9 protein-coding genes are annotated in these 15,205 nt (G+C 57.4%); 6 read left to right on the plus strand and 3 right to left on the minus strand.

Annotation, left to right across the window (positions count from 1 at the left end):
- Positions 1-113 precede the first annotated feature (113 nt).
- Together DC3_RS02850 and DC3_RS02855 are read left to right on the plus strand one after the other, a co-directional pair.
- Complete coding sequence (locus DC3_RS02850) at positions 114-977, plus strand: DUF4394 domain-containing protein (protein WP_146882133.1); 864 nt, start codon at positions 114-116, stop codon at positions 975-977.
- A gap of 57 nt (positions 978-1,034) precedes the next feature.
- Entirely contained in the window at positions 1,035-3,440 is a 2,406-nt protein-coding gene (locus DC3_RS02855; protein WP_186815786.1) for a CBS domain-containing protein, read from the plus strand.
- 15 nt (positions 3,441-3,455) lie between these two features.
- Here DC3_RS02855 and DC3_RS02860 read toward each other — a convergent pair whose 3' ends face one another.
- Both DC3_RS02860 and DC3_RS02865 read right to left on the minus strand, forming a co-directional pair.
- Entirely contained in the window at positions 3,456-5,267 is a 1,812-nt protein-coding gene (locus tag DC3_RS02860) for an ABC transporter ATP-binding protein (protein WP_146882138.1), read from the minus strand.
- Positions 5,268-5,400: 133 nt separating this feature from the next.
- Positions 5,401-7,755 carry a tetratricopeptide repeat protein gene (locus DC3_RS02865; protein WP_146882139.1) on the minus strand — a complete coding sequence of 785 codons (2,355 nt, stop codon included), beginning with the start codon at positions 7,753-7,755 and terminating at the stop codon, positions 5,401-5,403.
- Between the two features lie 327 nt (positions 7,756-8,082).
- Here DC3_RS02865 and dnaJ point away from each other — a divergent pair, with 327 nt between their 5' ends.
- Positions 8,083-9,198 carry a molecular chaperone DnaJ gene (gene dnaJ / locus DC3_RS02870; RefSeq protein ID WP_146882141.1) on the plus strand — a complete coding sequence of 372 codons (1,116 nt, stop codon included), beginning with the start codon at positions 8,083-8,085 and terminating at the stop codon, positions 9,196-9,198.
- 65 nt (positions 9,199-9,263) lie between these two features.
- Here dnaJ and DC3_RS02875 read toward each other — a convergent pair whose 3' ends face one another.
- Positions 9,264-11,759 carry a VWA domain-containing protein gene (locus DC3_RS02875; RefSeq protein ID WP_186815787.1) on the minus strand — a complete coding sequence of 832 codons (2,496 nt, stop codon included), beginning with the start codon at positions 11,757-11,759 and terminating at the stop codon, positions 9,264-9,266.
- A 295-nt stretch (positions 11,760-12,054) separates the two neighbouring features.
- On the opposite strand from DC3_RS02875, the gene DC3_RS02880 reads away from it, so the two are divergent.
- The 3 genes from DC3_RS02880 (at position 12,055) to DC3_RS02890 (ending at position 14,751) form a co-directional block, all read left to right on the plus strand.
- Complete coding sequence (locus DC3_RS02880) at positions 12,055-13,014, plus strand: ribose-phosphate diphosphokinase (RefSeq protein WP_246130519.1); 960 nt, start codon at positions 12,055-12,057, stop codon at positions 13,012-13,014.
- Positions 13,015-13,118: 104 nt separating this feature from the next.
- On the plus strand, positions 13,119-13,757 hold the full coding sequence (locus DC3_RS02885) for a DUF47 domain-containing protein (RefSeq protein ID WP_146882147.1): 639 nt from the start codon (positions 13,119-13,121) through the stop codon (positions 13,755-13,757).
- Positions 13,750-14,751: an inorganic phosphate transporter gene (locus tag DC3_RS02890; RefSeq protein WP_146882149.1), complete on the plus strand. Its 1,002-nt coding sequence runs from the start codon at positions 13,750-13,752 to the stop codon at positions 14,749-14,751. The genes DC3_RS02885 and DC3_RS02890 overlap by 8 nt, the downstream gene beginning before the upstream one ends.
- Positions 14,752-15,205: the final 454 nt, after the last annotated feature.

Below are 15,205 nucleotides of genomic sequence, written 5' to 3' on the forward strand. Positions count from 1 at the left end.
GCAGGCACAGATGATTGAAAAACCCTCTTTCAATCATCTGTGCTTTTTGTTGTGCATCCAGGTGAGCCTCCAGTGCAGATCAGCTTCCGAGTCACATTCGATCAGGAGGACACATGAACAGATCTGCAATGCTCATCCCTTTCACGCTCTTGCTGGGTGCCTGCACCATGACCCCCCAGATGCCCGTTGCCCCACAGGGAATGGTGGTTTACGGGCTGACGACCGATGGAAGACTGGCCACTTTTGGAAGCGACAATGCCAGTGCCAGCGTGACCACCCGGGCCATCAGTGGGCTGCCAGGCGGCGCCTCCCTGGTGGACCTGGATGTGCGTCCAATGGACGGCAAACTCTATGGCATCACCTCAGCAGGCAGCCTATACCGCATTGATGCCACCTCTGGCGCAGCCACCCTGGTGAGTGCCCCTGCAGATGGCGTGACCCTGATGCCCACCAGCATGGATTTCAATCCAGCTGTGGACCGCACCCGGGTGTTTGCCATGAACGACCAGAATTTCCGTGTCAATCAGACCACCACCACCTTCACCCCCACCGCTGACGGCCTCCTGAAGTATGCAGAAATGCCAGATGCCAACCCTGACCTCGCGGGAGCGGCCTATGACAACAGCTACCAGAATGGAGGCACCCCTCCGGTTGCCATTGAAGGGGGCGAACCTGCCACCCGTCTTTTCAGTGTGGATCGCAGCAACAACCAGCTTGTTCGCCATGAATCTGCTCCTGGCAGCACACCTGCAGGGAACTTCTCGACCCTGCGACCTGTTGGGCCTCTGGGCATCACCCTGGGGAGCAATGTGGGCTTCGACATCACCACCACCGGAGGGCAGCTGGGTACAGACACCGCGCTGCTGGTCAATGGAGACAGCCTGTACACCGTGAACCTCACGTCAGGCATGACCACCTTCAAATCGAAAACCGGCGTGGTTCTGAAAGCCATCGCCATCCAGCTCAGCACCCCCTGATCCCACTGGAAGCCATCCCCCTGACAGATTGCCCTGAGACCGGATATGCTCAGGGCAATGCGTCTGATTCTTGCCCACGACAACGCCGATCTGGATGCCATTGCCAGCCTTGCCCTGGCCCGCAAACTTCACCCGGATGCCATCCCGGTGCTGCATGGGGGCCTGGACGGCAGTGAAAGAACCGCTTTCATCCTCTTCAAGGACAGCCTGGGCATCCTGACCCCCGAGGACCTGCCAGATGAGGAGATCGAATCGCTGATCGTGGTGGACACCCACCACCTGGGCCGCCTCGGGGAGTTTGCAGAGGTGGCCCGCAAGGTGCCTGTGCTGGTCTATGACCACCATCCCACTGAAGGGGATGTGCCTCCAGGGCATTACCAGCTGGTGGGGTCCTGTGCCACGCTGCTCACCCGCAGAATCCAGCAGGAAGGCATCGAACTGACCAATCCGGAGGCCACCCTTGCCCTGGCTGGCCTGGAGGCCGACACAGATTTCTTTCAGAATGGGAACACCACCAGAGAGGACTTCCAGGCGGCGGCGTACCTCTCGCAGTTTGCAGACCTGCGGGTGGTGCGGGAAATCACCCGGCAGTTCTTTGACCCCGGGGCCCTGGGCATCCTGGCCGAACTCCTCAAAGATCCCGGCTGGCAGGACATCGGGGCTTTCAGGGTGATTCTGAAAGTTTTGCGTCCCCAGGAACGCATTCCCGGGGCAGGCCTTGCCATGCGCCTGATCAGCCTGACCGGAGCAGATGCAGTGTTTCTGTTCCTGCAGGATGGAGACCGCACGGATGTGGTGGCCAGGGCCAGACAGCGCGGCCCCAACGTGTCCCGGATTCTGCAGGAGATTGGGGGCGGGGGGCACAAGCAGGCTGCAAGTGCCCGCGTGGAGATGTCTCCAGAAGAGGCCCTGCAGAAGGTGCTGGCCTGCACCGCATGGCAGGAAAAACCTGTGCTGGTGTGTGACCGCATGACCCGCGATGTGCGAACCCTCTCCGACCACCTGAAGGTCAGCGATGCCATTGTGGAACTCGTGCGCATCGGGCACAACGGAGCTCCGGTGCTGCATGAAGGGAAACTGGTGGGGATGGTGTCCAGACGGGACCTGGACCGGGCCATGCGGCATGGATTGCAGAATGCTCCGGTGCGCAGTGTGATGTCCAAACGGGTGATTTCCATCGAACCCGACGCACCTCTGGGCCATGCCACAGAACTGATCCGCAAGCACTCGGTGGGCCGTCTGCCTGTGGTGAAAGCTGGGCACCTGCTGGGCATCCTCACCCGCTCCGACCTGCTGGGTGAAGCCCCTCCCAAACCTGACCTGACCGAGAAGGTGCTGAGCCAGTTGCAGATGCAGGACTGGGAGATCATCGAGACGGTGCGGGAAAATGCCCCTGGAGCGGCCAAGATCATGCTGGTGGGAGGGGCCGTGAGGGACGCCCTGCTGGGCAAGCACCCCACCGATCTGGATGTGGTGGTCAGTGGTGCAGATGTCATCGAGGTGGCAGAGCACAGTGGCCTCAACTTCAAGTGCTACCCACAATACGGGAACGCCACGCTGTCCCTTCCCAACGGCAACCATCTGGACCTGATTCAGGCGAGGGACGAGTACTACACCTTTCCAGGCGCGTCTCCCACCGTCATGAAGGGAACGCTGGAACAGGACCTGGCCAGGAGGGATTTCACCATCAATGCCCTTGCCCTGCAACTCACACCAGAGGTGCGTCTGCTGGACCTGCACGATGGGCTTTCGGACCTCGGTGCAGGCCTCCTGCGGGTGCTGCATCCCCTGAGTTTCATGGAGGACCCCAGCCGCATAGTCCGGGGGGCCAGACTTGCCGTGCGTCTGGGGTTCCGGCTGGAGGAACGCACCCTCAGCACCATTCCAGACGCCCTCCCCCATGCTGCATCTGCCATCAAGAGGCTCAAAAGTGAATTGATGCTGGTCTTTCAGGAACGCACCCCGGGAGCGGTGTTTGAAACCCTCAAAGGGTGGGGAGCAGAGGAGCTGTACGGGTTTGGAGACCTCACAGCCCTGAAGCGCGCCGACGAGGAGCGCAGACGTGGGGAGCATGTGCCCACAGAAACCCTGATGGCCCTGTGGCTGCATTCCTTTCCTGAGTCCGAACGCAAGCAGGTGGCCCGGAAATGGCAGATTCCCAAACGCACCCGTGAGGTTGCAGATCTGATTCAACCTGGGAATTTTGGCCGCATGAACGACTGGGAATTCCTGTACTGGTGCCTGCTGAATCCAGAACAGGCCAGGGAGTATGAGGTGCTGCGCCTCACCCCTCCCCGGCAGGTGACCGGCAGGGAGCTGCTGGAACTCGGCATGAAACCCGGTTCCCAGCTCGGTCAATTGCTGGAGCACCTGAAAAACCTGCGCGAAGAGGAAAAAGTCAGCAGTTTCGAGGAGGAGATGCAGGCTGCAAAAACCTGGATGCAGGAGCAGGGCATGCTCTAGCCTGCACAGGAGGGATCAGGCCCCGATGGCCTCCTCCATCTCCGAGGCGAACTGGTAAGCCCTGGCCTGCAGGCGGAACATGGTGGCATACTCTCCTCCAAGGGCAAGCAGTTCCTCGTGGGTGCCCTGTTCGATCAGCTGGCCTTCCTTGAGCACCAGAATGCGGTCCGCCATCTGCACGGAGGCCAGACGGTGGGTGACCAGAACAACCGTTTTTCCGTCGGCCAGACGGGCAAACTGTTCATAGAGGTCGTGTTCAGCTCTGGGGTCAATGGCCGCTGTGGGTTCATCCAGAATGAGCAGGTCAGGATTGCGGAAAAATGCCCTGGCAATGGCCAGTTTCTGCCACTGCCCTCCGGAAAGTTCGGTTCCTCCGAAGGACTTGCCAAGCAGGGTGTGCATGCCACTGGGAAGGATTTCTGTTTTCAGGCCACTGTTCTCAGCCGCTTTGCGGGCCATCTCCTCATCGGTGCACCCCAGATCCCCGAGCATGATGTTCTCCTGCACGGTAAGGTGGTACTTCACGAAATCCTGGAAGACTGCCCCCATCCGTCCACGCCATGCCTGGAGGTCCAGCTGTTTCAGGTCCGTCCCATCCACAGTGATGCTTCCTGAAGTCGGATCATGAAAACGGCAGAGCAGCTTGATCAGGGTGCTCTTTCCTGCCCCGTTCTCCCCCACCAGGGCGATGGTTTCACCGGGACGGATGGAGAAGGTCACGTCCTTCAGCACAGTCCTGCCATCGGGGTAACTGAAACCCACCCGGTCAAAATGGATGCCTTCTTTCATCACTTCTGGAACAGGCTGAGGCTGCACAGGCACTCTGAGGGGTTCCTCATGGTCCATGAAGTGAAAGAGTTTCTCAAAGTACAGGATGTGCTCGGTGAGCAGGCTGCAATAAAGGGTGAAGTCATCCAGCAGGTTCTGAAGCTGGCTGAGCGCCTGCACCACAATCACCAGACTGCCTGCGGACACTTTTTTCTGCACCGCCATCTGCAGCACGTACCCGAAGCTGAAAATGGCCGCCGCCGCACTGAGGAGCAGGGTGAAAATGGGATCACGGGCCAGCTTCAGGCGTTCTTTGCCCATCACCTGCTGCAAGGTGGCAAAAGCCCCCATCAGGCGGTTCTCAAAATGCTGCCCCAGACCATAGATGCGGATCTCTCTGGCGGAATTCTCCTGGGTGAGCAGGCTGCGAAAATAGTTGATCTCCAGGGCTTCTTTGCGGACCGACAGCAGGCCTTTCCAGCCCGAAGCCCTCAGGGCGTTGTTTTTGAACACTCCGGGCAGGCTGCAGGCAACCAGCAGCAGGGGCATCCACCACACCAGAGCTCCCACCAGCAGGAGCAATCCAAGGATGGTGGTCAGCAGGCGCACCCAGTGGATGGTGGCCACCAGCAAGTTGAGGGGCTTGTGACTTGACAGTTTGTTCAGCACTTCCAGGTCCTGATAGAACAGGGCATTTTCGAAAGGCTCAAGGCCCTGAAAACCATTCGCTTTCTGCACCAGTTTGCGGTTGATGAACGCCGTGGTGTGCTCATTCATGTGGGCGATCAGGTAGCTGGACCAGGGCTCCAGAATCTGGCCCAGCAGCACACTCGCGCCCCAGAAGACCATCACCTGCATGATCTGGGCACTGCTCTGGTCGGACAGGTGCAGCAGCACATCCAGGGTGATTTTGGACAGGTAGGTGACCACCGCAGGCAGGCTTCCCTGCAACACCATCAAGAGCAGCAGCAACGCTGCAGCTGCGGGCATGGATTGAAAAATCAAACGATACGAACGATAGAACAGACGGCTTCTTTCTTTGAAACGCTGCAAATTCATAGGGTCCTCCAGATGTGGAGGACCAATATAACACGTCTTTTTTGCAGGCTTTTATTGAATATACAGCGGCCTGATGTGCGAACTTCAGGGTGTTACCATAAGATCATCAAGGACAATCCAGACTCCGCAACCCTCAGGGTTTTGCCCAGAAGTTCTTCAGGGCATCAAACACTGGCTTCACCCTGAGTTTGAAGGGGGGGTTCTCCCAGGTGTCCCAGGTCAGGTTGTAGACTTTGCCTTTCCAGTTCATCCTGATGCCCGGGACCTGCAGGTAACCTTCATCGCGGGTGAGGTCCAGCACAAAACGGCTGCTGGGATCGGTGACGTTGATCAGGGTCCAGGGCAGCCGCACATGGGTGTACTTCTCCGAGGCACAGTAATCCCTGGTGGCATCGCGCCCTTTGCTTTCGTCTCCGGGTTTCAGGATGCCCGGGAAGTCCAGTTTTCTGGGGTACAGTTTCTCATCCCTGGAAAAACGCAGGCGGTTCGGCTGTGAAACGATGGGGACATACTCTGCACCCTGTTTTGGACGGGCTGTGCGGTTGAAGATCAGGGTGCGGTAGCTGCCATCCTGGACTTCAATGAAAGGGGCATAGGCCGCATTGACTTTCACCTCGGTGATGCCTGTGGGGTTGATGTTCACCTGATATTCGTAGCCCCCATCCGGGTGGGTGTCCAGCTGAAAGGTGGTGGCTGTGGTGGTGGGAAGCCAGAAGTGCAGGTAGGTGGAGGTCGCCAGGGCTTTGAGGCCAAGCTGATTGTCCAGCGTCACAGCGTTTTTTGGAGGTGCAGCGCACAGGGGGACTTCACGGGCATCTTCAGCGGCGATCACCCCATAGTTCTGTTCGGCGTCCATGATGTTCAGCCAGCGGGGGTTGTGGTCTGCAGGCAGCTCGAAATCCATGTACAGCCAGTTGCGTTTGAACCACTCGTCGAGCAGGGCAAAGAGGATGCCTCCGGCCAGTCCGGTGTCCTTGATCTGTTTGAACAGTTCCACATCGATGCGGGCCTGTTCTGCCTCGCTGTGCCCTCCGTGGGTGTACCCCTGATTCTGGAAGTGGGCCACACTGCGGCTGCTTGGGACCCCAATCTCCGAAATCAGGATGGGCATGTTCCCATAGTGTCTTTTTAGCTCTTCCAGGTACCCCTGGTAGTTGGAGACCGGATGGGCACTGTATCCGGCATCAAGGTTCATGAAGTCAGGATAGTAAGGGTAGGCATGGTAGGAGGCAAACTGTCCAGCCTTGAACGCGGTTGTGGCCTCGATTTTCAGGGCATCGAGCCCCACTTCATCATTGTTGAACTCATTGACAAGAGGTTTTTCAAACTGCTCTCCAAGTTTCCTGCGGATGGCATTTTCCTCATCCCGGGTGGTCTCGGTGATGTGGGTCATGGGGTCCAGGGTGGGCCAGTTGGTGAAAGCAATGGGGGTCTGCTGGTTGTATGTGTCCACCTGGTACTTGATGATGCGGTCCATGATGCGGGCCAGCCAGGCCTCCATGGGCAGCACGTTTTCAGCCTTCAGGTAGGTGCCCTGATAGGAGGTGAAATTCGGTGCCCGTTCATTGAAACCCATCACCGAAAAAGGCTCCCACTCCCGACCAATGATGATCCCAAGCAAATAAGGGCTGACATCACTGGTGTACAGGCCCGAAGCGTGCCCCGGCACAGGCTGAATCGCTGCCCGGCCATGCAGCACATTGATCACGTGGGTGGCTTCCCGGTAGAACTGCTCCTCAAATGCACCCTGATAATCGTCATTCTCGGGAAGCTCGGTCCAGACCCCGTGAATCAGGTAGATGGGACGGTCCTTGTGGGCCGTGTTGTATTCCAGCAGGGCCTCGTAAAAACTGGGGGGCAGAATGGTGTATGCGCGGATGACGTTGCCATTCATGTCTCCAACCAGTTTGATCCACTGCTGGTAATAGGATTTCTCTGGAAACTCTGATGGGAACTTGCCCGGGAGGGCCACCCCAAAATTCACCCCTTTGACCTCAATGCTCTTTCCAGAGGCAGTCTGGAAGCCTTTTGCATTCAGGGTGTAGGGAAGCCTCAGCTGTGCAGGTCTTTTGTAAGGGGGGAGGTCCTTCTCCGAGATCACGGCAGGATACTTCTTCAATTCCTGCGCCAGATCCTGCCTGCCAGGGTAGGCCTTCAGGGCATTTTGCAGCAGGACCCTGGCCTCATCGGGTTTCCCGGTGCGGCCGAGAATCAGCGCTTTTGCATAAGCGGCATCCGGGTCCTTCAGGTCCACCCCTTTGAGGGCATCGAGGGCCAGGTCATATTTTGAAAGCTGGTAATAGGAGAACGCCAGCAGAATTCGCACATCCTGGTTTGAGGGGTTCTGTTTCAATTGCTGGGTCAGCAAATTGACCGCCTTCTGGTACTCCTGTTTGCGGTAGGCGGTCTGGGCATCCTGATAAGGGGTGGCGTGGGACATGGCAATCCCCAGAAAAACAAGAAGGGCAAGGCCCCTGCGAAAATTCATGGCCTCACTATAAGGTGTGCAGGACCCGGAAAATGAAGTTTATGCTCAAATGCAAGCTGTTGCCGTCAGCCGTCAGCCATCAGCGGTCAGCAAAGGATGACTGGATGCTTCTGCCACAGGCCAAAGAAAAGTTTGGCCTGTGCTGGAGGTGCAAGCGTCTGTTTTCTCTGGCAGAAGTGAAAGCACCCCTGTGTTCTGGTGCTGACCGCTGATGGCTGACAGCTTTCATCAGCGACACCCACTCCCAGTGATCTTGCACCCACCCTGCTCCAAAAGTGCACATGCTTCGCCTCATAAAGCTTGAGTGTGTTATTGTAAAGTACAGGTATGGATTACTACCAAATCCTTGGTGTAGAGAAAGACGCCTCACAAGAAGAAATCAAGCGCGCCTACCGTGCTCTGGCCCTCAAGTACCACCCGGACCGGAACAAGGAGGAAGGCGCACAGGAAAAATTCGCCCAGATCAACAACGCCTACGCCACCCTCTCTGACCCCGAAAAGCGTGCCCATTATGACCGCTTCGGCAGCGAACCCCAGACCGGAGGCATGCCTGGAGGTGGCGCTGGGGGGTTCAGTGTTGAAGACCTGTTCTCCCAGTTCTTTGGAGACGCCTTCTTCGGAGGCCAGGGAGGCCGCCGGGGGAACGTCAAACCCAGAGGCGAGGACCTGCAGGTCGATGCAGAAATCACCCTGGAAGAAGCCCGGGACGGGGCAGAAATCGAAGTGGATGTGGACCGCCTCACCACCTGCGATGTCTGCGAAGGGTCCCGCAGCGAACCCGGCAGCACCCCCAAGACCTGCACCACCTGCAGTGGCTCGGGCTACGTGCGGCACCAGCAGCGCACCATTCTGGGTTCTTTCGTCACCGAGCAGCCCTGCCAGACCTGCCGTGGCGAGGGGGTCCTGATCACCGATCCCTGCAAGAAGTGCAAAGGTCGCGGTCGCATCATCAACACCGAAAAAATCAAGGTCAAACTGCCCAAGGGCATCGATGGCGGTTACCGCCTGCGGGTCACGGGGCAGGGCAACGACGGACCGGGTGGCGCAGGGGACCTGTACGTCCACCTGACCATGAAGCCCCACCCCCACCTCAAGCGGGAAGAAGAGCACCTGCATTACGTGGCAGAGCTTGGCATCACCGAGGCCATTTTTGGTGGCAAGATCAGGGTGCCCACCCTGGACGGGGACAAAGAAGTCGAAGTCAAACCCGGCACCCAGCACGGGGAGTACACCCGCCTGCGCTCGATGGGCATGCCCAGACTGCAAGGGGGCGGCAACGGCGACCTCTGCGTGCACTTCAAAATCAACATCCCAAGTGCTGCAAAACTCAGCAAGGAAGCCCGCACCCACCTGGAAGCCTACGCCAAGGTGGTCGGAGAACACCCTGATGACCACAAGGAAGGGTTTTTCGAGAAACTCGGGAAAGCTTTCAGGGGCGAGTAAACCACCAGAACAGCATCAACAGAAACCGGAGGGGAAATCCCCTCCGGTTTCTGTTCGCCCATGCTTTACTGAACTTTAAACGGCACCGTCACCAGTACCGTGCCTGCCTGGGTCAGGTAGCGCAGTTCGTAATCTCCAGGTTCCTCTGGAAGGTTGATGTCAAACGTGCGGTCTTCTCCGAGTCCATGCTCATCGATCCATTCTGTGATCGGCATGCCTTTGCGGGCAATCACAATGCGGTCTTCAGGGTTGGCCGGGCCAGTCCAACTGATCTGCATGATGCCCCCTGAAGGTCCCGAGGCAGGTGCCTGAATGGTGGCTTTTGGCTGGGTCAGGGTCAGAGGCTGTCGGTGCAGCACCTGGCTGTTGAACATGTAGCGCACCTCATACTCACCCGGGAGGGATGGGGTGTTGATCACCACACGGGTCCCGTCTGAGGTGTAGTAGAAGCTCTGGTAGTCTCCATCCGGTGTGCCTTTTGGAACCACCACCAGGAATTCTCCTGCATTTCCAGGAGCATCGTAATCCACATTGAGGGCCGTGCCTGCCATGACCGACCTGGGAAACCTGAAGTTGTACTGGGCACCTGTCACCTTGATGGGGGTGCGGGCCAGCACAGCATTGCCGAGTCCTTCACTCTGGTAACGGATTTCGTAGTCTCCAGGGGTCTGGGGAGCCCTGAGCTCCACAGGGTTGCCTGCCCTGGTGTACACGTATTCGGCATACACTCCATCTTCAGCGTCTTTTGGGACAAGGGTCAGGTAGTCTCCCTGCGCATCCGCTCCTTTCCACTGGATGGACACGGTGTTGCCTGCCACCACACTTGCTGGTGCAGTCAGGCTGTAGTCAAGTCCTTCAATGGTGATGTCCACAGCGGTCATGACTGTTCCACCATTGTCGGTGGCATAACGAACCTGGTACGCTCCGGCTTTCTGAGGGGCATTCAGGGTGCCTGTGCCCTCTGGTGTGTCTGCATAGAAGTAATGGGTGTAAGTCCCTTCAGGTGCGTCTTTCTCGACAATCGTGATGTAATCTCCAGGTTGCCCTGGGCCTTTCCAGGACACCTTGATCTCCTGCCCGACATTGGCTTTCTGGGGAGCACTGATGCTGTACTGGGCCTTGATCATTCTGAAGGCCTGACGGGCAAGCACCCGTCCCTCTCCACTCATGTAACGCACTTCAAAGTTTCCAGCCACGGGATGGGTTCGGATTTCCAGAGGTGAGGTGGTTCCAGAAACATAACCGTAAACGCCATAACCCCCATCTGTGGTGCCTTCTGGAACCACAGTGATGTAATCATCAGAGTTGGCAGGACCTGTCCAGAGCACCCTGAGCAGGTCTCCTGCGGTGATTTCTGCAGGCACCTGCACGGTGGCGGCCACTTCCTGTGGCGTGAACGCAGCGCTGCGTCCCAGCACCTGCACAGAACCATCTGGGCGGGTCAGCACAAAACGGAATTCCATGGGGCGGGCAATTTCAGGGATGCGCATTTCTGCCTCCCCTTCCTTGCCCTGTACAGCTGTGTAGTTGACATAACTGTTGTCCGCATCGTCTTTTTCTGCCAGAAAGATGTGGGTGTCTCCGGTGACCTCAGGAACGTTTTTGAATTGCAACTTCACGGTGCTGCCCATGCTGGGGGTTTGTGGGCTGAAGGTGAGGTCCACCTGGGCTCTGAGCTCTCCCACTTCAAAAGCAAAGCGGTTTTCAGAGGTGGCATTGACTGTCAGGCCGGTGAATGTCCTCACTCCGGTCGAAGTGTTCACCTGAGCAGTGTACGTGCCCACCGGAACATCCAGCCGGAATTGACCTTCACTGTTCTGGACAGTCATGGGCAGTGGTTTTCCATCCAGAACATTCAGCAGTGTGACGGTGTTTCCACCTGTGGAGGGTTTTCCGTCGATGGTGAGCTGGACATTCACCGGAACCGTTTTCTGCACAGGAGGTGCAACCTGCTGAACAGCCGTGCCCAGTGCAGAGGCCAGCTGATTGGCACTGGTGGTGTTCTGGAAACTGCCAATGCCATTGAAACTGCGCTGGGCACGGTCATCCAGATCAATGCCGATGATCTTCAGTTCGATGCCCCTCTTGTTGAACAGTTCCATTGCAGCTTTGAGGTCTCCCCTGCAAGATTCCTGCCCATCGGTGACCAGCACGACAAGTTTCTTGCTGGCATCGTTGGGAAAGTCCTCTGCAGCTTTCAGCAGGGAATACGCAATCGGGGTGGCCCCTTTGGGCGTCGTTTTGCGAACAGTGTCCTGCAAAGCTGCCCTGTTCAGCCCCTGCATGGGCAGCACCAGTTCACTGTCCTGGCAGGCCCCCTGTGCCACAGCCATGGTCTTTGCGCCATAAAGGCGCAATCCCACGTTGAGCTGGGGATCGTCTGGCAGGCTGGCTACAAAGCCAGTGAGCACGTCTTTTGCCACCTGAATGCGGGTCTGGCCATCCGGCATCTTGTTGTACATGCTGCCTGAGGCGTCCAGAATGAGCTGCACACGGGTCTGGGCACTGGCCTGGGCCACCAGCATGAACCCCAGCAGCAGGGTGATCCGAGGTAAATTCATGGTTTTCCTCCTCTGTTCCATGATAAAGCCTGGATTGTGACCACATGCCCTTTTCAGCACAGCAAGAGTCCTTGAAACGTTGTGTTCTGGTGCATCGCTCGCTTCTTCTGATCCAGGGCCCAGGTTTCCCTCTTGAAGGACAGCAAGGCAGTTCTGCCGGGTTTGCCTGATCCCCACCAGAATGAAAAAGTTGAAAGACAACGTGCAGACCTGCACTAGCACCCTTCATCCAAATGCTTTATGCTACTTGACGGTCTTTTGTGAACTGAAGCCCACAACCCCGGAGGTTTTCAAGGTGTTTCTGAATCAACGTCCCCTGAAAGTGTTTTCAGGTCAAAGCAATAGAGCACTCGCCCAGGAAATCTGTGACAATCTGGGCATCACGCTTGGCAACAGCGAAACCCAGAAATTCAACAACGACAACATCATCGTGCGGTACCAGGAGTCCCTGCGTGAAGCGGATGTCTTCATTGTGCAGGCCCTCAGCACCCCCACCAGCGACAACCTGATGGAACTGCTCTTGATGATTGATGCCGCCAAGAGTGCTTCTGCGCACCGGGTCACCGCCGTGATTCCTTACTACTCTTACGCCAGAAGCGACAAGAAGGACGAGCCCCGCATCTCCATTTCTGCCCGTCTGGTGGCCGACCTGATTCAGACGGCAGGCGCAGACCGCGTGCTGACCATGACCCTGCACAGCCCACAGGTGCACGGTTTCTTCAAGGTCCCCGTGGATCACCTGTCTTCCGAAGTGGTCATTGCCAACCACCTGATCACCCACATCGACAACGTGCAAGATGGCGTGGTGCTCGCCACCGACGCAGGTGACATCAAGCGGGCCTCTGCCCTGGCCCGCCGCCTGAATGCCAACCTGGCTTTCATCGACAAGCGCAGGCTGTCCGACACCAACGTGCAGGCCCGTGGCCTGATCGGTGATGTGAAAGACCGCAAGGTCTTCGTGGTTGATGATGAGATCTCCACTGCAGGCTCTCTGGTGGAAGCTGTGCATGTGGCCAAAGCCGCTGGAGCCACCGATGTGTATGTGGCCGTGACCCACGGGGTTTACGTGGGGCCTGCCGTTGAACGCATTGCTGCTCTGGATGCCGTGGAGGTCTGCAGCACCAACACCGTGGAAGTGCCCGAATGGAAACTGGAGCAGGGCAAGAAGCTCAAAGTCCTGACCGTGGCACCGCTGTTCGCTGAGGCGATCCAGCGCATTCACACCGGAGAGTCCGTCTCTTCCCTGTTCGAGTAAATTCCTCAGCTGACACACAGCTGACACACCCCCGCACGGCTTGCGGGGGTGGATTTGTTTCATTTGGGACATGTGGTAGGCCAAATAGTGTATATAGTAATGTCATGGTTTTTTCACGTTTTCTGCCCAAGAACCCTGAGTTCATTCAGATGTTTGCACAATCCGCCAAAAATGCCCATGAAACGGCAAAGGCACTGGCAGACCTGATGGACAATTACACCGATGTGGAGACCAAGGTCCGCAAGATCCGCGACCTTGAGCACGCCGGGGACAAGATCACCCACGATCTGACCAACGCGCTCACCACCACCTTCGTGACCCCCTTCGACCGGGACGACATCATGCTGCTGGCCAGTCGCCTCGATGACCTGGTGGATTCCATTGAGGAAGCGGCCCGCCGCATGTGGCTGTACCGCATGCCTGCCCCCACCCCGGAAGCCAAAAAGCTCGCCCACATCATCCAGGGTCAGACCGCAGCCATGGCCGACACCATGCACATGCTGATCGATGCCCGTCACAGCGACCAGTTGCGCCAGGTGGTGCGCACCGTGACCTCCCTGGAAGACGATGGAGACAAAATCCTGGATGAGGTCCTCTCCAAACTCTACGATGGGGTCAATGACATCAAAGGGGTGATCAGTTCCATCCGCTGGGGGGAACTGTACCAGTATCTGGAAGACGCCACCGACCGTGCCCAGGATGTGGCCTACACCATCGAAGGAATCCTGCTGAAAAATGCCTGAGACTGCCCTGCTCGGTCTGATTGCCATTGTGGTGCTCGCTCTGGCTTTTGATTTCATCAACGGCTTCCATGACACGGCCAATGCCATTGCCACCAGTGTGGCCACCCGTGTGCTCTCCCCCGGACAGGCGGTCTTGATGGCCGGGGTCCTGAACGTGGTGGGCGCACTCACAGGCACTGCAGTGGCCAAAACCGTGGGCAAGGACATCGTGCGCCCTGAACTGGTGACCCTGGAACTGGTGGGAGCAGCCCTGCTCTCTGCCATCATCTGGAACCTGCTCACCTGGTGGAAGGGCATTCCCAGCAGTTCCAGCCACGCCCTGGTGTTCTCCATTGTGGGTGCAGGTGTGGCTTCTGGAGGATGGGGTTCCATCACCTTTGCTGGTGTGAAAAAGACCCTCACCGGTCTGGTGACCTCCCCCGCACTGGGCTTCCTCATCCCCCTGGTCCTGATGGCCGTCCTGTTGTGGGTGATTGCCCGCTGGCGTCCCAAAACCGTCAGCAGGGTGTTTGCCCGTCTGCAAATCCTTTCTGCTGCTTTCATGGCTTTCAGCCACGGCAGCAACGACGCCCAGAAAACCATGGGGATCATCACCATGGCCCTCGCGGCCTACCTGGGCTGGACTGGCAGTGAATGGAATGTGCCCCTCTGGGTGGTGCTTTCTGCTGCTGCCGCCATGGGCCTGGGAACCGCCATGGGCGGATGGCGCATCATCAAAACCATGGGGCACAAGGTCGTGGACCTGAAACCTGTGGACGGTTTCATTGCCGAACTCAGCGCTGCCACCATCATCGAAACCGCAAGCCGTCTGGGCATTCCGGTGTCCACCACCCACGTGATCTCCACCAGCATCATGGGGGTCGGCATGAGCAAAGGTGCCAAGAAGGTCAACTGGGGTGTGGCCGGGCGCATTGTGTCGGCCTGGATCATCACCCTGCCCACCTGCGTTGTGCTGGGGTGGCTGTGCTTTAAGGTGATTCACCTGTTCAATTGACGGTTGATCCTTTAGAATCCCGGGGCACTCCGGGATTTTTTTATGTTTTAAAATACAAGCCTCACCGGTATCGACTCAATGCTCGCAGATCTCTAAAAATCCTGAGCTGGTTTGATTTTTCAGAATCCAGACTCTCAAATACCGAAAGAAATGCAACTCGATCTACTTTCGATGTTTGCATATTAAACCCGTTTTTCAAAACATCCTGTCATTTGATCGTTTGACTGGCTTTTCTATTTTGTATTCATCTTGAACAGATGACACCGCTGAGCATCCAACAATTGTGCTAGAATCTGAACGTCTTATGAGAATAGCCTCAAAAAAATCAATGTATGGTCTTGGCGTCAGTGTTTCCCTCGCTCTGCTGGTCGGCTGTAACACTTCAACAGGACCCACCACCCCACCCATCACCAACAACTGGGACATTGAATTCGAACTGGGCACTTTTAATGTC

Origin of the sequence: Deinococcus cellulosilyticus NBRC 106333 = KACC 11606 (assembly GCF_007990775.1) — a bacterium.
GTDB classification, from domain to species: Bacteria; Deinococcota; Deinococci; order Deinococcales; family Deinococcaceae; genus Deinococcus_C; species Deinococcus_C cellulosilyticus.

What these genes read in the sequence shown, in the direction of transcription:
- DC3_RS02855 (WP_186815786.1), top strand. Translation starts at nt 1,035, where the DNA reads ATGCGTCTGATTCTTGCCCACGACAACGCCGATCTGGATGCCATTGCC.
- DC3_RS02875 (WP_186815787.1), bottom strand. Translation starts at nt 11,759, where the DNA reads ATGAATTTACCTCGGATCACCCTGCTGCTGGGGTTCATGCTGGTGGCC.
- DC3_RS02885 (WP_146882147.1), top strand. Translation starts at nt 13,119, where the DNA reads ATGGTTTTTTCACGTTTTCTGCCCAAGAACCCTGAGTTCATTCAGATG.
- DC3_RS02890 (WP_146882149.1), top strand. Translation starts at nt 13,750, where the DNA reads ATGCCTGAGACTGCCCTGCTCGGTCTGATTGCCATTGTGGTGCTCGCT.
- DC3_RS02850 (WP_146882133.1), top strand. Translation starts at nt 114, where the DNA reads ATGAACAGATCTGCAATGCTCATCCCTTTCACGCTCTTGCTGGGTGCC.
- DC3_RS02865 (WP_146882139.1), bottom strand. Translation starts at nt 7,755, where the DNA reads ATGAATTTTCGCAGGGGCCTTGCCCTTCTTGTTTTTCTGGGGATTGCC.
- dnaJ (WP_146882141.1), top strand. Translation starts at nt 8,083, where the DNA reads ATGGATTACTACCAAATCCTTGGTGTAGAGAAAGACGCCTCACAAGAA.
- DC3_RS02860 (WP_146882138.1), bottom strand. Translation starts at nt 5,267, where the DNA reads ATGAATTTGCAGCGTTTCAAAGAAAGAAGCCGTCTGTTCTATCGTTCG.